The sequence below is a fragment of the Pseudomonas sp. R3-56 genome (assembly GCF_051132075.1).
In the GTDB taxonomy this organism is placed as follows: domain Bacteria; phylum Pseudomonadota; class Gammaproteobacteria; order Pseudomonadales; family Pseudomonadaceae; genus Aquipseudomonas.
The window spans coordinates 852,989-875,146 of the sequence record NZ_CP071657.1 but is presented as its reverse complement, the minus strand read 5'-3'; the positions used below and the strand labels follow the sequence as shown (position 1 = coordinate 875,146).

Annotated in this window: 20 protein-coding genes; 9 read left to right on the top strand and 11 right to left on the bottom strand. The window is 61.3% G+C overall.

Annotation, left to right across the window (positions count from 1 at the left end; genetic code table 11):
• Nucleotides 1–241: 241 nt before the first annotated feature.
• Nucleotides 242–1,579: an MFS transporter gene (locus J3P96_RS04050; RefSeq protein ID WP_434655497.1), complete on the top strand. Its 1,338-nt coding sequence runs from the start codon at nt 242–244 to the stop codon at nt 1,577–1,579.
• A 154-nt stretch (nt 1,580–1,733) separates the two neighbouring features.
• Here the strand turns inward: J3P96_RS04050 and J3P96_RS04045 are convergent, their stop codons facing one another.
• The gene (locus J3P96_RS04045; protein WP_434571664.1) at nt 1,734–2,612 is read right to left on the bottom strand and encodes a DMT family transporter; all 879 of its coding nucleotides are present in this window, start codon (nt 2,610–2,612) and stop codon (nt 1,734–1,736) included.
• Between the two features lie 248 nt (nt 2,613–2,860).
• On the opposite strand from J3P96_RS04045, the gene ypfJ reads away from it, so the two are divergent.
• The gene (ypfJ, locus tag J3P96_RS04040) at nt 2,861–3,748 is read left to right on the top strand and encodes a KPN_02809 family neutral zinc metallopeptidase (protein ID WP_434655494.1); all 888 of its coding nucleotides are present in this window, start codon (nt 2,861–2,863) and stop codon (nt 3,746–3,748) included.
• Nucleotides 3,749–4,696 (top strand): alpha/beta hydrolase, encoded by a 948-nt coding sequence (locus J3P96_RS04035; RefSeq protein WP_434655491.1) that lies wholly within the window; start codon nt 3,749–3,751, stop codon nt 4,694–4,696.
• A gap of 123 nt (nt 4,697–4,819) precedes the next feature.
• Here the strand turns inward: J3P96_RS04035 and J3P96_RS04030 are convergent, their stop codons facing one another.
• The 3 genes from J3P96_RS04030 to J3P96_RS04020 all read right to left on the bottom strand — a co-directional run bounded on the left by J3P96_RS04030 (nt 4,820) and on the right by J3P96_RS04020 (nt 6,953).
• On the bottom strand, nt 4,820–5,413 hold the full coding sequence (locus J3P96_RS04030) for an HAD family hydrolase (RefSeq protein WP_434655489.1): 594 nt from the start codon (nt 5,411–5,413) through the stop codon (nt 4,820–4,822).
• Complete coding sequence (gene tesB, locus J3P96_RS04025) at nt 5,410–6,279, bottom strand: acyl-CoA thioesterase II (protein WP_072411434.1); 870 nt, start codon at nt 6,277–6,279, stop codon at nt 5,410–5,412. The genes J3P96_RS04030 and tesB overlap by 4 nt, the downstream gene beginning before the upstream one ends.
• 104 nt (nt 6,280–6,383) lie before the next feature.
• Nucleotides 6,384–6,953 carry a GNAT family N-acetyltransferase gene (locus J3P96_RS04020; protein ID WP_434571658.1) on the bottom strand — a complete coding sequence of 190 codons (570 nt, stop codon included), beginning with the start codon at nt 6,951–6,953 and terminating at the stop codon, nt 6,384–6,386.
• Nucleotides 6,954–7,025: 72 nt separating this feature from the next.
• Here J3P96_RS04020 and J3P96_RS04015 point away from each other — a divergent pair, with 72 nt between their 5' ends.
• On the top strand, nt 7,026–7,946 hold the full coding sequence (locus J3P96_RS04015; RefSeq protein WP_434655486.1) for a histone deacetylase family protein: 921 nt from the start codon (nt 7,026–7,028) through the stop codon (nt 7,944–7,946).
• A gap of 170 nt (nt 7,947–8,116) precedes the next feature.
• Here J3P96_RS04015 and J3P96_RS04010 read toward each other — a convergent pair whose 3' ends face one another.
• A complete protein-coding gene (locus tag J3P96_RS04010) occupies nt 8,117–9,064 on the bottom strand; it encodes an IS110 family transposase (protein WP_434623735.1) in 948 nt (315 codons plus the stop codon).
• Nucleotides 9,065–9,402: 338 nt separating this feature from the next.
• Here J3P96_RS04010 and J3P96_RS04005 point away from each other — a divergent pair, with 338 nt between their 5' ends.
• Nucleotides 9,403–10,644: a TIGR03862 family flavoprotein gene (locus J3P96_RS04005; protein WP_434658087.1), complete on the top strand. Its 1,242-nt coding sequence runs from the start codon at nt 9,403–9,405 to the stop codon at nt 10,642–10,644.
• Nucleotides 10,645–10,779: 135 nt separating this feature from the next.
• Here J3P96_RS04005 and J3P96_RS04000 read toward each other — a convergent pair whose 3' ends face one another.
• The 5 genes from J3P96_RS04000 to J3P96_RS03980 all read right to left on the bottom strand — a co-directional run bounded on the left by J3P96_RS04000 (nt 10,780) and on the right by J3P96_RS03980 (nt 15,465).
• A complete protein-coding gene (locus J3P96_RS04000; protein WP_434571654.1) occupies nt 10,780–12,117 on the bottom strand; it encodes a DEAD/DEAH box helicase in 1,338 nt (445 codons plus the stop codon).
• 58 nt (nt 12,118–12,175) lie between these two features.
• Complete coding sequence (yedA, locus tag J3P96_RS03995) at nt 12,176–13,078, bottom strand: drug/metabolite exporter YedA (RefSeq protein WP_434571653.1); 903 nt, start codon at nt 13,076–13,078, stop codon at nt 12,176–12,178.
• A gap of 375 nt (nt 13,079–13,453) precedes the next feature.
• Entirely contained in the window at nt 13,454–14,065 is a 612-nt protein-coding gene (locus J3P96_RS03990) for a 3'-5' exonuclease (RefSeq protein ID WP_434655483.1), read from the bottom strand.
• Nucleotides 14,066–14,086: 21 nt separating this feature from the next.
• A complete protein-coding gene (locus J3P96_RS03985) occupies nt 14,087–14,566 on the bottom strand; it encodes an NYN domain-containing protein (protein WP_008012653.1) in 480 nt (159 codons plus the stop codon).
• A gap of 128 nt (nt 14,567–14,694) precedes the next feature.
• The gene (locus J3P96_RS03980; protein WP_434655481.1) at nt 14,695–15,465 is read right to left on the bottom strand and encodes a DUF2076 domain-containing protein; all 771 of its coding nucleotides are present in this window, start codon (nt 15,463–15,465) and stop codon (nt 14,695–14,697) included.
• Between the two features lie 176 nt (nt 15,466–15,641).
• Between J3P96_RS03980 and J3P96_RS03975 the strand changes: the two genes are divergently transcribed.
• The 3 genes from J3P96_RS03975 to J3P96_RS03965 all read left to right on the top strand — a co-directional run bounded on the left by J3P96_RS03975 (nt 15,642) and on the right by J3P96_RS03965 (nt 19,111).
• The gene (locus J3P96_RS03975; RefSeq protein WP_434571649.1) at nt 15,642–16,301 is read left to right on the top strand and encodes a YciC family protein; all 660 of its coding nucleotides are present in this window, start codon (nt 15,642–15,644) and stop codon (nt 16,299–16,301) included.
• Nucleotides 16,298–17,377: an endonuclease/exonuclease/phosphatase family protein gene (locus J3P96_RS03970; RefSeq protein WP_434655478.1), complete on the top strand. Its 1,080-nt coding sequence runs from the start codon at nt 16,298–16,300 to the stop codon at nt 17,375–17,377. The genes J3P96_RS03975 and J3P96_RS03970 overlap by 4 nt, the downstream gene beginning before the upstream one ends.
• Nucleotides 17,378–17,527: 150 nt before the next feature.
• Entirely contained in the window at nt 17,528–19,111 is a 1,584-nt protein-coding gene (locus J3P96_RS03965) for a glycosyltransferase family 4 protein (protein WP_434655475.1), read from the top strand.
• A gap of 3 nt (nt 19,112–19,114) precedes the next feature.
• Here J3P96_RS03965 and hrpB read toward each other — a convergent pair whose 3' ends face one another.
• Nucleotides 19,115–21,631 carry an ATP-dependent helicase HrpB gene (gene hrpB, locus J3P96_RS03960; protein ID WP_434655472.1) on the bottom strand — a complete coding sequence of 839 codons (2,517 nt, stop codon included), beginning with the start codon at nt 21,629–21,631 and terminating at the stop codon, nt 19,115–19,117.
• Between the two features lie 95 nt (nt 21,632–21,726).
• Here hrpB and J3P96_RS03955 point away from each other — a divergent pair, with 95 nt between their 5' ends.
• The gene (locus J3P96_RS03955; RefSeq protein WP_434571645.1) at nt 21,727–22,146 is read left to right on the top strand and encodes a polyribonucleotide nucleotidyltransferase; all 420 of its coding nucleotides are present in this window, start codon (nt 21,727–21,729) and stop codon (nt 22,144–22,146) included.
• Nucleotides 22,147–22,158: the final 12 nt, after the last annotated feature.

The window sequence follows — 22,158 nt, the reverse complement described above, 5'->3', positions numbered from 1 at the left end:
TACACAAGGTGCGCCGCTTTTGAAAGAGTCAGCCGATTATTGAGCGGTCGGTTTTTTTGGGCAATTTAATATGTACCATCCGGTTAGTTTTTTGGGCGATTATCGAACACAATGCCCGATCAGCGAATTGACGATTTTTTGTCCACTGCGCACCATCGACCCCACATTGACGCCGGGTTGCGGCGCGAGCCTCAATGCAGACCCAGACCAAACCATAAGAATTTCAAGAACGGGTGCACCTATGATTCCTTCCCAGAGTTCCCGCCTGGCCCCCGGCCTGAGTGCCGCCCAAGACGGCATCGGCGACAAGATCCGTGGCGCCATGGCCGTGGGCAAGACCCGTTGGGGCATGCTTGCCCTGGTGTTTTTCGCCACCACCTTGAACTACATCGACCGCGCCGCCCTGGGGGTCATGCAGCCGATCCTGGCCAAGGAGATGAGCTGGACGGCGATGGACTACGCCAATATCAACTTCTGGTTCCAGGTCGGTTATGCGGTCGGCTTCCTGCTGCAAGGTCGCCTGATCGACCGGATCGGCGTCAAGCGTGTGTTCTTCTGCGCCGTGCTGCTCTGGAGCCTGGCAACCGGCGCCCATGGCCTGGCCACTTCGGCGGTGGGCTTCATGGTCTGCCGCTTCATCCTCGGCCTGACCGAAGCCGCCAATTACCCGGCCTGCGTCAAGACCACGCGGCTGTGGTTTCCGGCCGGCGAACGGGCCGTGGCCACCGGTATCTTCAACGCCGGCACCAACGTTGGCGCGATGTTCACGCCGATGCTGCTGCCGCTGATCCTGCACGTGTGGGGCTGGCAGGCCGCGTTCCTGTGCATGGCCGCGCTGGGCGGGATCTGGCTGCTGTTCTGGGGCCTGAAATACTTCAACCCGGAAGATCACCCCAGCGTCAAACAGTCGGAACTGGACTACATCCAGGCCCAGGAAGAACCGGACCAGATCCGCGTACCGTTCTCCCGTATCCTGCGCATGCGCGGCACCTGGGCCTTCGCCCTGGCCTACTCGATTACCGCGCCGGTGTTCTGGTTCTACCTCTACTGGCTGCCGCCGTTTCTCAACCAGCAATACAACCTGGGCATCAACGTGACCCAGATGGGCATCCCGCTGATCATCATCTACCTGACCGCCGACTTCGGCAGCGTCGGCGGCGGGATCCTGTCCTCGTTCCTGATCGGTCGCGGGGTCAACCCGATCAAGGCGCGACTGGTCTCCATGCTGCTGTTCGCCTGCTGCATCGTTGGGGTAATCATGGCCGCCGGCTCCAGCAGCCTGTGGGTGGCGGTGTTTGCCATCTCCCTGGCCATCGGCGCCCACCAGGCCTGGACGGCAAATATCTGGAGCCTGGTGATGGACTACACGCCCAAGCACATGATGAGCACGGTGTTCGGCTTCGGCGGCATGTGCGCCGCCGTCGGCGGGATGTTCATGACCCAGTTGGTGGGGCACATCCTGACCGTCACCAATAACAACTACACGGTGCTGTTCACCCTGATTCCGGCGATGTATTTCATTGCGCTGATCTGGATGTACTTCATGGCGCCGCGCAAGGTTCCGACCCTGGAAAACTGACCGTGAACTAACGGACAGCGATCTACCCGTGGCGAGGGAGCTTGCTCCCGCTCGATTGCGCAGCAATCGTAAAAAAGCGAGGGCCGCTTCGCAGCCCAGCGGGAGCGAGCTCCCTCGCCACAAAAGCCTGTGCCAGCCATAAAAGGCGCGAGCTTTACTTGCGCCGCTGCTGCCACGCCGCTGCCAATCCACTCAAGCAGATCAGGACGATACCCACTACCGTGGTCAGCGTCGGCGTATGGCTGAACAACAGCCAGCCGAGCAGCCCGGCAAAGATAATCTGGCAATACCCGAATGGCGCCAGCAACGCCGGGGCGGCGAAGCGGAAGGCCTGGGTCAGCATCAGGTGCGCGGTCATCCCGCAGGCACCCAATGCGAGCATCATCAAGCCGTGGGTCACGCTGGGCACTTGCCAGAAGAACGGCACCAGCGCGCTCATCACCAGGGTATTGCAAAGTCCTGCGAAAAAGTTACTGGTGGTCGGGCTGTCGATCTCGCTGAGCTTGCGCGTGAGCAATTGGTAGAAGCAGAAAAACAGCGCCGAACAGAACGGCAACAGCACCGCCGGCGTGAACAGATCACCACCGGGGTGAACGATGATCAGCACCCCGATGAAACCGAAGATCACCGCGATCCACTGACCGCGCGTCACGTGTTCGCCCAGCAACGGCACTGACAGCGCGGTGACCAGCACGGGGGCGAGGAAGTTGACCGCGGTCGCCTCGGCCAAGGGGATGTACATCAGCGCCGTGGTGAAAAACAGACTGGTGCCCAACAGGCACAACGCCCGGGCCAGTTGCCACAACGGACGCTTGGTCCGCAGCACCCGCAGCCCCGAGCGCGGCAGGAAAATGCCCGCCATCAACAACGTGTGCACCACGTAACGGGCCCAGACCACCATGATGATCGGATAAAAACCCGAGAGATATTTGGACAACGCGTCGTGACTGGAGAACAGGAACGTTGCGACCAGAATAAGCACGATGCCCTTGAAAGCCTGGTTGACGCCGGAGAGCGGAGTGCTGACGGTCATGAGGGAAACCTGCGTTGCTTGATGAAAGGCCGTGATCCTTGATGCACTTGTTGGGCCAGCGAGGATTCCGATAGTTCTGATCCGAAGTGTAATGAAAATTCCGCTCTCGGGCAGGACCGGCGCACCGATGAACCAAAATCCCTGTCAGTTGCCTGAAAGCTCAAGCATGCGCGCACCTTGCGCTCCTGAAAGCTAGACTCTTCGCCACAGCAACCATTCTTCGCACGGTCATTCAGAGGATTCCCCCCATGTTATGGAAAAAAGGTCGCCGCAGTGACAACGTGGTGGACGCCCGCGGTGACGGTGGGGGCGGCGGCGGAATGCGTTTTGGTGGCGGCAAGGGCTTGAGCCTGACGGCCATTATCCTGATCGTCGGCATCGGCTGGATCACCGGCCAGGACCCCATGCAGATTCTCGGGCAACTGACCGGGCAGATGGACCAGGCTTCCGCGCCCGCTCCTTCGCAAACGCGCCAGGCGCCACCGGCCAACGACGAACAGGCTGAATTCGTGCGCTCCATCCTGGGCGATACCGAAGACACCTGGGGCCAGGTTTTCCAACAGGCCGGGCGCCAGTACCAGCAACCGAAGCTGGTGCTGTTCAGCGGTCGGGTCAACTCCGCGTGCGGCCTGGCTTCCGCGGCGACCGGCCCCTTCTACTGTCCGGCGGACCGGCAGGTTTACCTGGACATGAGTTTCTTCAAGGAAATGTCCCAGCGCTTTTCCGCCGCCGGAGACTTCGCCCAAGCCTACGTCATCGCCCATGAAGTAGGCCACCACGTGCAGACGCTGCTCGGCGTGTCCGCGAAAATCCAGGAAGCGCGCCAGCAAGGCCGGCAAATGGAAGGCGACGGTGGTTTGCTGGTACGTCAGGAATTGCAGGCCGATTGCCTGGCGGGCGTCTGGGCCAACCATGCGCAAAAGCGCCTGAACTGGCTTGAACCGGGCGATATCGAAGAGGCCTTGACCGCCGCCAATGCCATTGGCGACGATCGCCTGCAGCAACAAGGCCAGGGCCGCGTGGTGCCGGACTCGTTTACTCACGGCACCTCGGCACAACGGGTGCGCTGGTTCAAGACCGGTTTTTCTCAAGGCCAGGTCAGCCAGTGCGACACCTTCGCGGCGAAAACCCTGTAGATGAAGTGGCGGGCATTGATCGGGCTGGTGCTGTGCTGCGCCGTAGCCCAGGCCGAAGAACCCGGCGTCAAGGTGATCGCCGAGGGACGCTTGCAGATCAGGGGCGGCGCCATGGCCGTCGGTGTCAGCCCGCCACCGGCCTCGATCGAGCGGGTGCTGATCATCCTCCATGGTCGGCTACGCAATGCCGATACTTACTTGCACAGCGCTGAACAAGCCGCGGCACAGGCCGGTCAGTCGGCGACGACGTTGATCATTGCCCCACAATTTCTCAACGAACATGACGTAGCGCGCCATCAGTTGCCTGCTGAAATCCTGCGCTGGCAGGGCAACGACTGGATGGCGGGCGGCCTGTCCACGGGGTCGAAACCGCTCAGTTCATTCCAGGTGCTGGACGACATCGTTGCGCGGGTCAGCGACCGCCAGCAGTTTCCCGCAGTGAAAGACATCGTCATCGCCGGCCACTCCGGCGGCGCCCAAGTGGTGCAGCGCTATGCCCTGCTTGCCCATGGCACTTATCGCATCAGCCCACGGTTCGTGATCGCCAACCCTTCGTCCTATGCCTACCTGGACGCACAGCGGCCCATGGCGTTCGACCCGGTCAGTTGCCCAGGCTTCAATCGCTGGAAATACGGCCTGGAAAACCTGCCCGCCTACGCCACCGGGCAAACGCCCGCCCAGCTCGAGGATCGCTACATCAAGCGCGACATCGTCTATCTGCTTGGGCAACAGGACATCGACCCGGAACATCCGGCGCTGGATAAAGGTTGTGAAGCGCAGACACAAGGGGCGTATCGGCTGCTACGGGGGCATTTCTTCTTTGACTACCTGACCCGGCGTCACCCGCAAGGGTTGAATCAGCGACTGATTGACGTGCCCGGGGTTGGGCATGATGGGGATGGGATGTTCAATTCGCCGGAGGGGTTGAAGGTATTGTTTGGGCAGTGAGCGTTGTGTCGACCGGGAAACCCTTTCGCGAGCAGGCTCGCTCCCACAGGGGATCTACGGTGGTCCTGAATCGCTGTGGGAGCGAGCCTGCTCGCGAAAGCGGCAAGTCAGGCACCGCCCGAATCAAGCCGAAAGCATCCGCCGCAACTCGGCGCAATCACGCGCATGCCAGTCCGTCAGCTCCGGCCAGGGATTGTCCGGCAGATTCACCAGCACCGTCCGCGCCCCCGCCGCGCGACCGCAGTCGAGGTCAAAGCGGTAGTCGCCCACCATCACCATGGTCTCGGGCGCCACGTTCCAGGCCTCGGCCAGTTTCAACAGGCCACCGGGATGAGGTTTGGGCGGCGCTTCATCACGGCCGAGAACGTCCTCCACGGCAAAACAATCGGCCAGGCCGATCGCCTCAAGCGTCACGTGGGCGAGCTCGCGGGCATTGCGCGTCAGGATACCCAGGCGATAACCACGCCCGGCCAACTCGCGGACCAGCTCCACCGCCCCCGGCGCGGGCCTGGAGCCCAGCGCCAGGTCCCGCTCGTGTTCCAGCAACCAGGCATGTTTGGCCGCGGCTTCTTCAGCGGGCAATCCCGCTAGATGCGTGAGGATGTCGTCTTCGGCCGGAATCGCCAGGGCCACGCGGATCGCGGCGAAATCATGCACGGCGATGGTCAGCGTACCGTCCATGTCGAACACCCAATGCCGCACATCGGCCAGGCTCATGCCCAGTCCTTGCGATGGCGGATCAGGCCTTCCTGGGTCACCGAGGCCACCAGCTGCCCGGCGCGATTGAACACACTGCCACGGGAGAATCCACGGGAATTGCCGGCCCAGGGGCTGTCCATGGCGTAGAGCAACCAGTCATCGGCGCGCAGGTCGGCGTGGAACCACAACGCGTGGTCGAGGCTGGCGACCTGCATGTCCTTGTGCCAGACCGATTTGCCATGAGGCAGCAACGAGGTGGTCAGCAGGCCGAAATCCGACGCATAGGCCAGCAGGTACTTATGCAGGGCCGGGGAATCCGCCAAGGCGCCATCGGCACGAAACCACACGTACTTGACCGGATCGGCCGGTTGCGGGTTGTACGGGTCCTTTTCGGTGACCGGGCGCACCTCGATCGGCTTGGGGCACAGCAGTTTTTCGCGCATGTGCTCAGGCAACAGGTGCGCGCGCTGCTGGGTCAGTTCCAGTTCCGAGGGCAGGTTTTCCGGCCCGACGACTTGCGGCATAGTGCTCTGGTGCTCGAAGCCCTGCTCGTCGTACTGGAACGACGCGCTGCAGGTGAAGATCGGGTTGCCCTTCTGGATCGCCGTGACCCGTCGAGTGCTGAAGCTGCCGCCATCACGCACGCGATCCACCTGGTAGACCACCGGCAACGCCGCATCGCCCGGACGCAGGAAGTAGCCATGCATCGAATGCACATGGCGCGCCTCTTCCACGGTCTGGCTGGCCGCCGACAGCGACTGGCCCAGCACTTGGCCGCCGAACAGCTGGCGAAAGCCCAGGTCCTGGCTGCGACCGCGAAACAGGTTCTCTTCGATCGGTTCCAGGGTCAGCAGGTCGACCAGATCTTCCAACACGTGGCTCATTCAGATTTTCCTCACACAGCACAAAACCGCGCAGGCTGTGCTGCGGCGGCGGATCGATAATTGGCCCGGGCCATTTTGGCGGGCATTGTAAACGTCCGTGTCGGTTAACCGTGAAGGGTCTGCAACCATTGCTCACGATTGATGCGATAGAGCACATGGTGACGCAATGGATGCCCGACCGCGAGCTTTGGGTGTTCGAAATCATCGTCCGGATCGTGCTGCATGCCGATGGCCTGCATGACCTTCTGCGAAGGCAAGTTATCCACAGCGGTAAACGCCACCACTTCATCCAGGCCCAGGCGGTCGAAGGCGCAACGCAACGCGGTCCACGCGGCTTCGCTGGCATACCCCAGCCCCCAATGTTCGCGCGCCAGGCGCCAGCCGATTTCCACCGCCGGGGTGAAATGCGCATCGAACCCGACCACGCCCAGCCCGGTAAAACCGATAAAGGCACCGGTGTCCTTGCGCTCCAATGCCCACAAACCAAAACCATGCTCGGCAAAATGCCCGCGCACCCGACCGATCAACGCAGCGCTTTCCAGGCGACTCAGGGGGGCCGGAAAATAACGCATCACTTGCGGATCGGCAGACATCGCCGCAAACGCCGGCAGGTCTTCATCGCGCCACTGCCGCAGAATCAGCCGTGCGCTTTCCACTTCCAGTATCGGCTCCATCTTCACTCCCTTTCCATGCCCAGAGTCTACATCGCTGGTAGGATCCGTCACTCACCCGCCACTGAAAACACCATGCCGCTACCGCTGATCTACCACGAAGACTACAGCCCCGAATTCCCTGCGGAGCACCGTTTCCCCATGGACAAGTTCCGCCTGCTACGCGATCACCTGGTGGACAGCGGCCTGGCCCGGGACGCGGACCTGCTGCGTCCGGCCCTATGCCCGCCGGACATCCTCGCCTTGGCCCATGATCGCGCCTATATCGAACGCTACATGGACGGCGAGTTGTCCCGCGAAGACCAACGGCGCCTCGGCCTGCCCTGGAGCGAAGCCTTGGCTCGCCGAACGGTACGCGCCGTCGGCGGATCACTGCTGGCCGCCGAGCAGGCTCTCGAACACGGACTGGCCTGTCACCTGGCCGGCGGTACCCACCACGCCCACTATGACCACCCGGCCGGATTTTGCATCTTCAATGACCTGGCGGTGATCAGCCGCTATTTCCTCGCCAGCGGTCAGGTCTCGCGAGTGCTGATTTTCGACTGCGACGTGCACCAGGGCGACGGTACGGCTCGAATACTCCATGACACTCCCGACGCCGTGACAGTTTCCTTGCACTGCGAAAAGAATTTTCCTGCACGCAAGGCGCAAAGCGACTGGGATATTCCCCTGCCGATGGACATGGAGGACGCCGCCTACCTGAAAGTCGTCGATGACGCGCTCAATTACCTGCTACCGCTCTATCAGCCCGATCTGGTGCTCTATGACGCCGGCGTCGATGTGCACAAGGACGATGCCCTCGGTTACCTGAAGCTGACCGACGAAGGCCTCGCCGCCCGGGACGAGAGCGTCATGCGCCATTGCCTGGGCCGGGACATTCCGGTAGTCGGCGTGATCGGCGGCGGCTACAGCAAGGACCGCAAAGCCCTGGCCCGCCGGCACGGAATCCTGCACCACAGCGCACAGAAGGTCTGGACGTCATCAGGTTGTCATTGAAGTCTGGGTGCGTTACCCACAATGCCTGTGGAGCGGCCTGTGGATAACCTGAGCGAAAGGGCCTGCAACCTATGCCGTCTATAGCTCGCAAGAGCTTGGCTGTTTTTTAACCAGACTTTCCGGCAGCCATATTTTCCCCTGTGGGAGATTCTATGGTGCAGGACTAGCCCCTAAATGCCTTTTGGTAAGTATTCGCTCTGGTTCTTCAACAGAGCGAATACCACTCGGGCAAGCTTGCGGGCCAGCGCTACCAATGCCTCGGTTGTGCTGAGCCCTCGGGACCTCAAACCCTCGTAAAATCCCTTCCACGCCGCTGTGCGACTCGCCGACATCGCGGCGTTGTGCATCAATCGGCGTGCCTCCGGATCACCTCGCTTAGACAGGCAGCGGCGTCCCTTCTTTTTTCCCGAGTCCGATATGCGCAGGTCCAGCCCCAGAAAAGCGATGAAGGCATCGGCATTTCTGAAATCTCCACGCTGGAACGACGTGAGCAAACGGGCACCGCTTAACAGACCGATGCCTTCGACTTTCATGCAGCGCTTGAGCTGACTGCCCAAACCGGCTGCATCCAACTGCGTCTGGATTGTTTTCTCAAGCAAAATTTCGAGTCTTTGCATGGCCTTTATCTGGTTCTCAAAGGCCGTTTTGAGCAACGGTTCGTTCGACCAGCTTTGCTTGAGGCTGACACGCGCCTGAACCAAGGCTGCCCGTCGCCGGAAAAGGCTTATAAGCCTGCAATACAGGGGCGATGGCGGGGACCAAGGGTGCAACTGGTGGCCTTCGTTGTTCAAGTAGCGAGCCAACAACCGAGCATCCAGCGCATCGGTTTTAGCGCGCACTTTCACACCTTTGCGGTAATGACTGAGTTCGTAACCGCCGATCATATAAATCACACAGCCATGCGCATAAGCCAGATCGGCGAAGTCCTGGTGATAGATATTCGTGGCTTCGATGGCGACATCCACGGGCGCAGGTAATGCCTTGAGCCACTTTTTGATATCAGCTTTGGTGTTGGGGATCGTTTCGAGTCGATCGGATTGGGCGTGATAAATCACCAACTCATCTTTGGCGACATCCACACCTACGATCGGCTGGGCGGTGGCGACGGGCATTGCCATTGAAAATCCTCCGGGCTAAGGTTTGAACACTTGAAGGGTTCACCCAGAGGCGCAGGCTTGTTCCTATCGTCGGTCTAGGCCAGATGCATTCTTTATCGGCGCTTGGGTGAAAGGAGGAGGGGTGAAATCTCCCACGGTCTGTACTGCGGCTAACAGTCAGAATCGAGCCTAGTCCCTCCTCCTCCCTTCAAGTCCTACCATACAAGCGAGCCTGCTCGCGAATGCAGTACACCAGTTGATACTCATGTAACTGACACACCGCATTCGCGAGCAGGCTCGCTCCCACAGGGATTTGAGCTGGTAGAATGCCTCGCCAATTCCTGCCCCACAGCCCGATCATGACCTCGACCACCAAGCCTTCCACCCCAAACATCGCCATTATCGGCGGCGGCCCGGCCGGCCTGATGGCGGCCGAGGTGTTGAGCCAGGCCGGCCTCCAGGTCGACCTGTACGACGGCATGCCATCGGTGGGCAGGAAATTTCTGCTGGCCGGTGTCGGCGGCATGAACATCACTCACTCGGAAGCTTTCCCGGCGTTCCTCTCCCGCTACGGCGAACGCACGCCGAATATCGCCCCGCTGCTGCGGGCATTCGGCGCCGATGAGTTGTGCGAATGGATTCATGGGCTGGGCATCGACACCTTTATCGGCAGCTCCGGGCGGGTATTTCCTACCGATATGAAGGCCGCCCCGCTGCTGCGCGCCTGGCTCAAGCGCCTGCGCGATGCCGGCGTGGTAATTCATACGCGCCACCGCTGGCTTGGCTGGAATGCCGACGGCAGCCTGCGTATTGCCAGCCCGGACGGGGAAAAGGCCCTGCTGCCCGACGCGACCTTATTGGCGCTGGGAGGCGGCAGTTGGTCACGCCTGGGCTCCGACGGTGCCTGGATGCTGCCGCTGGAACAGCGCGGCGTGGTCCTCGCGCCCTTGCAGCCAAGCAACTGCGGGTTCGATGTGCCGGGCTGGAGCGATCTGATGATCGCCAAATTTGCCGGCACCCCACTGAAGAACATTGCCATCGGCCTCGACGATGACGTGCCACGCCTCGGCGAATGCGTCATCACCGCTACCGGCATCGAGGGCAGCCTGATCTATGCGCTATCGGCGCGGATTCGTGAGGCTATCAACCAACACGGCAGCGCGACCATTCATCTGGACCTGCTGCCGGGCCGGCCTGTGGACAAGATTCTCCTCGCATTAAGCAAGCCGCGCGGTTCTCGCTCGATGGCCAAGCATCTGCACAGCCAGTTGGGGCTCGACGGGGTAAAGGCGGCGTTGTTACGGGAACTGACTTCAGCCGATTGTTTTACCGACATGGCGCGGCTGGCCCAGGCGATCAAGGCGTTGCCGGTCACGCTGTTGAAAACCCGTCCGCTGGACGAAGCCATCAGCAGTGCCGGCGGCGTGACGTTCGAAGCACTCGATGAGCGACTGATGCTCAAGCAAGTGCCCGGCGTTTTCTGCGCGGGAGAGATGCTCGATTGGGAAGCGCCGACCGGCGGGTACTTGCTTACGGCATGCTTTGCCAGCGGTCGTGCGGCGGGGTTGGGGATGGTGGAGTGGCTGCAGCGCCAGGCCTGAAGACCGAGGCGTGCCCATCGCGAGCAAGCTCGCTCCCACACAGGATCTGAGATGCACACAAGATATGTGAACACCCGCTAACCCATGTGGGAGCGAGCTTGCTCGCGATAGCGGTGTATCAGACGCAGCAAATCATCAAGGCTTACGCTTGCGCGGTCCGGTATTGAACACCGGCACTTTTCGCACAGGTTTCACCGAAGGCTCCACCGGCCCCGAGTCGCCACTGTCCACCCATTTGCCAAGGTTGCGCTTGCCGCCGCCCCCGGAAGCTTTCGGCTTTTTTGGTTTTTTCGGTTTCTTGATCACCTGGCCGCTGGCATCGGTTTCCGGCACGCGATGCTCAGGTTCGAAATCATGTTCCATCTGCCGGGGCAATGCCTGGCGGGTCAGGGTTTCAATGGCCGACAGCAGATTCACTTCATCGGCGCAGACCAGGGAAATCGCCTGCCCGGTGGCACCCGCACGGCCCGTACGGCCGATACGGTGGATGTAGTCCTCGGCGACGATCGGCAAATCGAAGTTCACCACCAGCGGCAAGTCCTCGATGTCCAAGCCACGGGCCGCGACGTCGGTGGCCACCAGGATCTGCACTTCGCTGGCCTTGAAACGATCCAGCGCACGCTGGCGGGTCGCCTGGGGTTTGTCGCCGTGGATGCCATCGGCGTTGACGCCCAGGCCCTGGAGTTTTTCCACCAGTGCATCGACGCCGTTGCGGGTCTTGGCAAATACCAGCACCTGCTTCCACTTGTGCTTGCGCATCAGGTGGATGAACAGTTCCGGCTTGCGCTTCTTGTCCACCGTCACCACCCATTGCTTGACGGTGTTGGCGGCCACGTTGCGCGGGCTCACTTCGATGCTCAGCGGGTCGTTGAGCATCTGCCCGGCCAGCAGGCGGATCGCATCGGAGAAGGTCGCCGAGAACAGCAAGGTCTGGCGCTTCTTCGGCAGGGCCTTATAGATGTTCGCCAGTTCTTCGGAGAAGCCCAGGTCGAGCATGCGGTCGGCCTCGTCCAGCACCAGGGTCTGCAATTGGTTGAACTTCAGTGCGTTCTGGCGGAACAGATCGAGCAAGCGGCCCGGCGTGGCGACCAACAGATCGACGCCTTTGCGCAGCTTCATCATCTGCGGGTTGATGCTGACACCGCCGTACACCGCGTAGGTGCTCAGCGGCAGGTTCTGCGCGTACTGGCGCACGCTTTCATGGACCTGCTCGGCCAGCTCGCGGGTCGGCACCAGGATCAGCGCGCGCACCGAGTTGGCGGCAACTTTCGGTCCTTCGGTGGTCAACAACTGCAACAGCGGCACGGCGAAACCGGCGGTCTTGCCGGTGCCGGTCTGGGCTGCGGCCATCAGGTCGCGACCGGCGAGCACCGCCGGCATAGCTTGGGCCTGGACCGGGGTCGGCGTCTGGTAGCCGAGCGTCTCGAGGGCGCGCAGCAGGGGTTCGATCAGGCCAAGAGTGGCGAAAGTCATGGAGATACCGTAGGAAAAATCAGCGCAAGGTGTGCAATGCGCGGCAGTTTACCCTAAATCATGATTCGGCCGGTGCGGGCTTGGGCTTGCGCCACTGCGGCAACCCGATCAGGACCACGGCGCTGATAATCACCAGCATCGCCAAAGCCTCTTCAATACCGATGGTTTCCCCGGCGAAGACGATCCCCAGCAACACCGCCACCGCCGGGTTGACATAGGCGTAGCTGGTGGCCGCGGCCGGACGCACATGCTTGAGCAAGTACATGTAGGCGTTGAAGGCGATGATCGAACCGAAACCGATCAGATAGACCAGCGCGAACCAGCCTTCCAGCGGCGGCATGCTTTCCAGGCGCTCGCCACTGGCGAAGCTGCCGATCAACAGCACCACGCCGGCCACCAGCATCTCCACGGCGCTGGCCATCGCTCCCGCCGGCAATGGCAGGTGTTTGCTCAACACCGAGCCGAAGGCCCAGGAAGCCGCCGCAAACACCAGCAAGGCCGCCCCCATCGGGCTCGATTGCAGGTTGGAACCGAGGTTGAGCATGGCGATACCGATCAGCCCCAATACAATCCCGGCCCATTCCAGACGCGTATTACGCGCGCCCCAGAAATATCCGCAGAGCAAGGTAAACAAAGGCACCGTCGCCACGGCCAACGCCGCCACCCCCGAGGCCACGCCCATATGCTCGGCGATACTCACCGCGCCATTGCCGAACGTCAGCAACAACACCCCGATCAGCGCCCCGGCCTTCCACTGCGCCCAGGTCGGCGCCGGTGCCCCGCGCCAGCGCAGGAAGCCATACATCAACGACCCGGCGATCACGAAACGAATCCCGGCCAGCAGCAGGGGCGGCCAATGCTCGACGCCGATGCGAATCACCAGATAGGTCGATCCCCAGATGACGTACAAAGCGAAGAAGGCAGCGATCAATGGCAACGGAAAACGGCGTGGGCCAGGCATGTTCAGCTCGAAGTCAGGACGATGAAACCTGTCATTCTAAAAAGGCAATCGACAGAAATTAAGTTACAAAATCTGTTTATCCGAGCCATACACTTTTCAAAACATTGTAAATGAATCATCAACACAACCCACCCTGTGGGAGCGAGCCTGCTCGCGAAAGCTACAGACCAGCCAACATCGATCCCGACTGACACACCGCCTTCGCGAGCAAGCTCGCTCCCACAATGGAGCTTGTGCTGTACGCATCATCTGAGTAGCCATCGAACCCTGTGGGAGCGAGCTTGCTCGCGAAGGCGTCCGCCCTGCCAACATCTGTGGTGGCTGACACACTGCTTTCGCGAGCAGGCTCGCTCCCACAAAGGATCCTGGGTGTATTCAGAGCCCGCGATGGCGCTTGAGATGCTCGTTGATCTTCGCTGCCGGCACCTTCTGCAAGCTGCACAGCAGATCATGGGACAGCTCCCGCAACCCATGCTTTTGCCGCAGCTCCGAGGCCAGGTGCGCGGTGAGGTTGGCGGCCATTTCGGCATCGGCCATGGCCCGGTGAGCCTGGCCGGTGTGGGGCAGGCCGGCGAAAGCGTTGAGCGTGCCGAGCTTGTGGTTCGGCGCCGCTGGCATCAGGCGTCGGGCCAACAGCAGTGAACAGGCAAAATTCTGCAAGCGGGTGCGCTTGATTCGTCCCAGTTCGAAGTCCCAGAACTTCTGGTCGAACGCGGCGTTATGGGCCAACAGCGGCGTAATGCCGACGAATTCGTTGACCTCGTTCATGACCTTTTCCGCTGGCGGTGCGCTGCGCAGCATGGCATTGCTGATACCGGTCAGCTGCTCGATGAAGGCCGGCACGCGCACGCCGGCGTTCATCAGGCTCTGGTAACGGTCGACTATCCGGCCTTGCTCAAGGATCACCACGGCGATTTCGGTGGCCCGGCAACCGCTGCTCGGGGTGATGCCGGTGGTTTCAAAGTCGATGACTGCGATGCGTTCCAAACCGGTGGGGCTCCTTGAAAATCAGTTCTTGAGCAGCAACGCGCCTTCGATCGGCACGTAGCGGCTGGCGGCGCGGATCAGCGAGTTGGCGGTCAACCCAGGTACTCCATAGGCCACAGCTTGCACGCCGTGTTTGCTGATGATGCGTTCGAGCAACATGTCGAAATCGCCATCACCGGAGGCCAGGACCACCTCGTCGACATGGTCGGCGGCGTCCATGATGTCCAGGGTGATGCCCACGTCCCAGTCGCCCTTGGCCGAGCCGTCGCTGCGCTGGATATAGGGCTTGAGTTTCACGATGAACCCCAGGTTGCGCAGGATCTGCTGGAACTGCTGTTGCTTGCTGTCACCGCGATCGATCGCGTAGGCATAGGCCTCGACGATCTGCCCCTGCTTGCTCACATCAGCCCACAGCGCCGCGTAGTTGAAATGGCAGCCATAGGCTTGGCGCACGGTGTAGTAGAGGTTCTGGACATCGGCGAACACTGCGATTTTTTTCACCGCGTTTCCTCTTGAATGCACACGCGCGCAGGCCACCCGGGCCGAAAAGTCGCCCAGTATGCCAGTCTCGAGGAGCGTTCCGCGAATAATCGGCCCGAGGCGCCAGGGCGCCCCGGACGAACGGCGGATCAGACGAAAGAGTCGTCGTCGCCGAACGAGGACGAATCGTCGCTGTAGTCGGCGTCGCTGAAACCGCCCTGGTCGTTGCCATAGCTATTGTTGCCGTCGCTATCGCTGTCGGCCACGCGCTGATCATCGCCCCAACCGGTGTCACCGTTGTTGGCGGCGTCATTGACCGGCTGGGCCGGCTCTTCCTTGAGGACCTCGACGATCTCCTCGGGTTGATTGCTGTGGAACAGGCTACTGATGCCCTGGGCGAGCATCACACCACCGGCCACGCCCGCTGCGGTTTTCAAGGCGCCACCGAGAAAGCTGCCCGCCGCCGGGGCCTGCTGTTGCGGCGCGGCATAGTTGCCGGGCGCAGCGCCAAAGCCTGGCTGGGCCGGTGCGTTGAAGGAAGGCCGCGCAGGTTCGCGCCAGCCGCCACCGCTGGATGCCGGTGCGCTTGCTGGCCGTGAATCGCGGTTGCTGCCACCGAAGATACTCGAAAGGAAACCACCGCCGCCGCTTGGCGCCGAAGTCTGGCTGCGGGCCTGCTGCAATTCGCCCTGCAATTGCTCGACCTGTTGGGCGAGCTGTCTGTTCTGCTCGTTCAGGCGCTTGATCGCCGCCTCTTGCACCAGGATCGCCTGGGCCATGAAATAGCCCGCGGCAGGCTGGTTGGCCAAGTGTTCCTTGATCCGCGCCTCTGCCTGGGCGTCGCGCGGGGCTGAATCCTTTTCGGCCTGTTGCAGCCGGGAAAACAGTCCATCGATCAGGGTTTGTTCTTCGCTGTTCATGGCGACCTCATCAGATTGCCGGATTAAAACCAGGCCGGTCGCAAAGACCGGTGCGATTCAGTAATGGGGTTGCGCAGCAAGCTTTCAATGGTCTTTACCTGATGTTTACGTTTGCTTGTGCGGTCGCTTGATCGGTTAAAGTGTCGGACCGCTTTTTCGAACTGCGATACCGACTCATGAATCCGTTAGAAGTACTGCGTGACTCCTTGTATTTTTTCAAGCGCAACCTGGGCCGGATCGCCCAGCTGTGCCTGCCGCTGGTAATACTTGAGGCGGTCCTGCAACAAGGGGTGGACAGCGCCATCGGCGCCGACGGTTTCTCCGGCTACAGCGTGATCGTCGGTCTCCTCGTGTACCCGCTGTATACCGCGGCGTTGATCCTGTTTCTCGATGCTCGCAGTCGCGGCGAAGCCCCGCGTGCCCGTGACCTGCTCGCGGCAGCCCTCCTCCAGTGGCCGCGCTTCGCCTTGCTGACCGCCCTTAATACGTTGCTGATCCTGATCGGCATTTCCTTGTACTTCCTGCCGGGGCTGTGGCTGATGGTCGTCCTCGCCTTCGGTGAATACCTGTTGGTTTTGCGGGGCATGGCGCCCTTGGCGGCCATGAAGGAAAGCGCGCGCCTGAGTCGAGGCAATTTCTGGCGAATCCTGTTATGCATCCTCGCCGTAATGGTCCCGTTGTGGCTGCTCAAGGGCGCCAGCGTCTCGGTGTATCCGCCGCCGCAGAACCCCTTCATCAGTTTGCTGATCGACAGCGTCCACAGTTTCCTGCAACTGTTCACTACCGTGGTGCTGTTCCGAATGTTCATGTTGATTGCAGAAAAACCCGAGCCATGACCCGTCTGCTGCGATACGTCTTGTTGGGCCTGTTGTTGCTCGTCGGCATTGCGGCCTTTTCCATCTATGGCCCGACCTGGCGCCCACAGGCCCGGGAAGCGATGCCCGTCAGCTGCGCCGCGAACGCCCCACCGCTGGTGCCCGGCCAGGCCCTGAAGGTGATGACTTGGAACGTGCAGTTCCTGGCTGGCAAGCGCTACGTGTTCTGGCACGACCTGGCCGAGGGCGACGATGAAAGCCCGACCCCGGAAGACATGGCCTTCAGCCTCGACGAAGTGGCACGGGTCATTCGCGACGAGCAGCCGGACGTGGTGCTATTGCAGGAACTCGACAACGGCGCCAAGGCCAGCGACTACCAGAACCAGCTCAAGCTCTTGCAGGAACGGCTGGCCGACCTCTATCCCTGCGGCACCAGCGCTTTTGACTGGAAAGCCGATTTCATTCCCAGCCCACATATCTTCGGCAGCGTTGGCCGCCAGTTGGCGACGCTGAGCCGCTATCGCATCGACCACGCCGAGCGGGTGCAATTGCCCGTGGCCGAGGCGAACTTCATCACCCGCCAGTTCCAGCCGAAAAATGCCTTGCTTGTGAGTTACCTGCCCCTGAGCGGCGGCGGCCAACTGGCGGTGCTCAATACACATCTGGAGCGGGCCACCCAGCCGGACGACACGGCGCGCGCACAAGTCAGCGCGATAGCCAAGGCCTTGGACAAGCTTGAATCCGCCGGCACTCCGTGGCTGACCGGGGGAGACTTCAACCTGTTACCCCTGGGCCAATACCGACGCCTGCCCACCGAGCAACGCTCGCCCTATTCCGCCGACAGCGAATTGCACCTGCTGTGGGACAAATACCCGATGATCCCCACCAACAACGAGGCCAGCGGCATCGACCGCGCAAACTGGCTGACCCACTACCCCAACGATCCCGGCCTCAACGGCCCCGACCGGACCGTCGATTACTTGTTCCACAGCCCCCGCCTCAAACGGGTCGAAGCCCAGGTCCGGCAGGACGATACGTTGCGCATTTCCGATCATTTGCCGGTGATCGCGCGGTTTCTGTTGCCGGCGATGCCCTGACCGCAGTGACCAGCAGCGCAAAAATTTAAAGCTGCGCACCCTCTATGCAGACAACCACTTGCAATATCCAGAACCACATACCTGCAACTCATTTATTCCTGCCAACTAAGCAAGGGGCTAATATCTGCAAACCCAATAAGAGTTCAACCGATGATTACTCCAGTCGACGCGGCGCCCACCCCCCACACAGAAAGTCTATCCAGCGCGCCTAAATACGCTTGGGCAAAGTCCATACTATTTGTACAGAACTATCAGGGAACCGGTGGCACCGAAAATATTGGAAACATGTTGGCCCAGCACAACAGCGGAGCCAAAGGTGCCCAGCTGAAACTCAGTAACGCGACACTTATTGATGTCACCCTGAAGGGCGACGGTAGTAAATTCCCTCTGCACAACCACATCACGCAAACCGACCAGAACGGTATAACCAGAACAACGCTGGAAGTGATAGCCTGGGATTCGAACAGCAACTTCAGCGACATACAATCACAAGCGGGGCGCCATATCGGAAGGGGGCCATTCGGGCTGGCAATAGAAAAAATCTGTCTGAAAAACTATTTCCTGAACCTGGGTCACAAGACGACAAAATCCGAAACAACGACCAACGCCCAGAGCAATGCCAATCGACTTGACGGCGTACTTATAAAATCGCCGGACGGCTTCGAATTAAACCCGTCAGCGATCGCCACCATGAAGGAGGCCATAGAGGACGCCGCGCCTCATGTCGTTTATGTTGCACAAGACCATGCCACTACGCTGGTCACTGAGGCAATCAAGCAGCTGAACGATGTCCGGCCAATTGGGGAACGGATTGGAATAGTCTACGGTATCCACCGGGAAGACCTTTCAGTAGAGGACACGTTGAACAATGAAAAGGACTTCTGCGTGGCAACAAATATGCGGGCATCTTATGGCGCTATCCAGGTCGCAGTGGTCTGTTCTCGCTCGGCGGGACAAAACTATGCAAGTGTCGGTGGCAACCCATACGCATTGAAAGAAGTTGAAAACGGTACCGATTGCGAAAAATTTGCTCGTAACGATAAAGCACGCCACCAATTCAGAGAACAGCATGATATTCCACAAGGCGCCAAGGTCATCACCCTGGCCGGCAGATACTCGCCCGAAAAAGACATGACTGCATGCATCAGAATAATCAGCGAAGTGTTACAAAGACCAGGTAATGAAGCCGTACATTTTGTCGGATGCGGCGCGATGTTAAGTTCGGATAACCGCGATCTGCAAAATCTGCTGAAAAATACGCTGGGCGACCTTCAGTCATTAAAGGAGCGCATTCATTTTCTCGGCTTTCAGGACATGCCAGCGGTGATGTCCGCGACGGACATCGTCCTTTCTACTTCCCGGACCGAATCCTGGGGCCTTACATTGCTGGAGGCAGCGGCCGCGGGGTGTATAGCCGTTTATTCTGACCTACACGGTACACGCAATGCCATGGGCCGCCTCGCTGAAGATTACAGCCTGTGTGTCAAACGACAGCAGGCCGAAAAACCCGACCCGCTTTTTCCGAACTACAGAATGCTATCCGATGAATCCATTGGTGAGTTTGTCGATAAATTGCAGGAAGCGCTGGCGTTAAGCGAAGATCCTGAAGCCAGACAAGCGCATCTGGATCGGGCCAGGGAAACCGATATATCAAAGATGTATGACGGCTACCTCGAAGCATTCCAGCAGGCCTATCAGAAAGCCAATTCAACCTTGGCTGGTTTCCCGGCCTGAGAACTAGCGTCTAGGCTTGGCCCGCGCCGTCGCCTCCGCCACCAGCGGGTCGTCCGGCCAGTAGTGCTTGGGATACCGTCCCTTGAGATCCTTCTTCACCTCGGCATAAGTACTGCGCCAGAAGTTCGCCAGGTCCTGGGTCACTTGCACCGGTCGGCGCGCGGGCGATAGCAGGTGCAGCTTGACCACCTGCCGACCACCGGCGATACGCGGGGTGTCGGCCAGGCCGAAAAGCTCCTGCAAGCGCACCGCGAGAATCGGTGGGTGTTCGCTGTAATCCAAGCGAATCGACGACCCGGAAGGCACGCTCAAGTGCTGCGGCGCGAGTTCGTCCAGCCTTTGCGGCAGAGGCCAGGGCAACAGGTTACGGACGATGCTCGACAGATCCAGGTTGGCAAAATGACTAAGGCGCGACACCCGGCCCAGATATGGCATCAACCAGTCTTCAAGACTGAGCAGCAACGCCGCATCGCTGACGTCCGGCCAGTCGCTGTCGCCCTTGGTATCCAGGTCGAGCCGACGCAACAGCGCCACCCGCGCCTGCCACTGACGCAGCTCCGGCGTCCAGGGCAACAACTCCAACCCCTTGCGGCGTACCAGGTTGACCAGCGCCCGGCTGCGGGCAGATTCATCCAGGCCGGTCAACGGCTCGCGGCTGAGCACCAGCTCGCCGACCTTGCGCTGGCGCTCGGCCCGCAGCACGCCTTCGCGCTCATCCCAGTCCAATTGATCTTCGGTACGTACCTGTTCCGCCAGCACCGAATCGAACAGCGCCGGATCGAAATCCGTCGCCAGATAGATCCGTTCTTCCCGCTGGCCTTGGCGACTGCCCAGTTCGGCAATCACCAACCACGGTTGCTTCATCAAGCTGTCGGCCTCGGCAAACAGCGCCGCGCGCCCATTCGCCAGGCGATATTCCGCGCCGCCGGGTCGCCGCTGTTGCGCGACGCGATCCGGATAGGCCAGCGCCAACAGCGCGCCGAGCCAGCGCGGATGCTCGGGATCGGCGACAGCTTCCTCGGCCTTGCCGCGCAAGTAGCCACGATATTGCCGGGCCAATTGCCGCGCCCGCTGCACACCGCCCTGAGCGCCGCGTGCCGCTCGTTCCTCGCCGGACAGTAACGCCAGGCGACTGTGCAAATCCGCGCCAGCGCCTCGAAGAATGTCACGCTCGCCCAACAGCGCCGCGACATTGCAGGCCATGTCCGCCAGCCCCAGCGCCTGGCCCCGCAGCAGCAAGTGCGCGATGCGCGGATGGGCCGGCAGCTCGGCCATGGCCTGGCCGTGCCGAGTCAGATGTCCACCGTCCAGCGCGCCCAGGCGCTGCAATAAATCCCGCGCCTGGGCATACGCGGCGGTCGGCGGGACGTCGAGCCACGTCAACTGCTGCGGCGTCACGCCCCAGCGGCCCAACTGCAGGGCCAGCCCGGCCAGGTCCGCCGAGAGAATCTCGGCGCTGCCGTAGGCCGCCAGCTGTTCATGCTGGTCTTCGGACCACAGCCGGTAACACACACCCGGCTCCAGTCGCCCGGCCCGGCCGGCCCGTTGGGTGGCGCTGGCGCGGGAGATACGCTGGGTATCGAGGCGGGTCATGCCACTGCCCGGGTCGAAGCGCGGTACGCGGGCAAGCCCGGCATCGACCACCACCCGCACACCGTTGATGGTCAGGCTGGTCTCGGCGATGTTGGTGGCGAGCACCACTTTGCGCTGGCCGGGCGGTGCCGGATCGATGGCGGCGCGTTGGGCGGCCAGGTCCAGCTCGCCATGCAGTGGACACAGCAACACGTTGCCGCCCTCGCCCAAGGCTTCGGCCAATTGTTGATGAACGCGGCGAATCTCCGCCTGCCCCGGCAGGAACACCAGCACGCTGCCGGTTTCGTCGTGCAGCGCTTCGAGAAGGGTCTGCACCAGTCGCGGTTCGATGAATTCGCCGGGCTGGAATGGCCGGCCCCAGCGCACCGCCACCGGGAACATGCGCCCTTCGCTGCGTAGGATCGGCGCATCGTCCAGCAACCCGGCCAGGCGTTCGCCTTCCAGGGTCGCGGACATCAACAGAATCTTCAGCGGCTGCTCGTCCCGAAACAGCTCCCGACCGTTGAGGCTCAACGCCAGGGCCAGGTCGGCGTCGAGGCTGCGCTCGTGGAATTCATCGAAAATCAACAGCCCCACGCCATCCAGTGCCGGGTCATCCTGTAGGCGACGGGTGAGGATGCCTTCAGTGACCACTTCAATGCGGGTTTTCGGCCCGACCTTGCTGTCGAGGCGAATCCGGTAGCCCACGGTTTCGCCGACCTTTTCCCCCAGCTCGCTGGCCAGGCGCTCAGCCGCCGCCCGTGCCGCCAGGCGCCGGGGTTCGAGCATCAGAATGGTCTGCCCGGCCAGCCACGGCTCGTTCAACAGGGCCAAGGGAACACGGGTCGTCTTACCGGCACCGGGGGGCGCTTCGAGCACCGCTTCGTGGCGCGACGCCAAGGCTTGGCGCAGGGCCGGTAAAACTTCATCAATCGGCAAAGAAATCATGCTGGCTCCAAAACAGAGGGCCGAGTATAACGGCGAACTGTTTAGCGTGGTCTGGACTCCAACCAGCAACGCCCTTACCTGCTCAGGAGATTGTTATGCGTATTCCCTTTCGCGTGATCGGCGGCGTGCTGGTCGCCAGCCTGCTGACCCAGATCAGCGCCTGTGGCTCGATCTTCTACCCCGACCGTCGGGGCCAGATCGAGGGCAAGATCGACCCGGCCATCGCCGCGCTCGACGCCGTCGGCCTGCTGTTCTACATCATCCCCGGCCTGATCGCCTTTGCCGTGGATTTTGCCACCGGCGCGATCTATTTCGAGCCGGGCAGAAGCGTGCAGATCGAACCGGAGAAACTCAAGCCGGCCATCAACGCCGACGGCACGGTCAATAATCAGAAGCTGCAAGCCATCCTGGAGCGCGAGCTGGGCCGCAGCTTCCCGCTGGACGACCCGCGCCTGATCCAGCACAAGGGCAACGTGCAACAACTGGCCACGCTCGGTCTCGTACCCGCCGCGTAAGAGGCGCAGCCC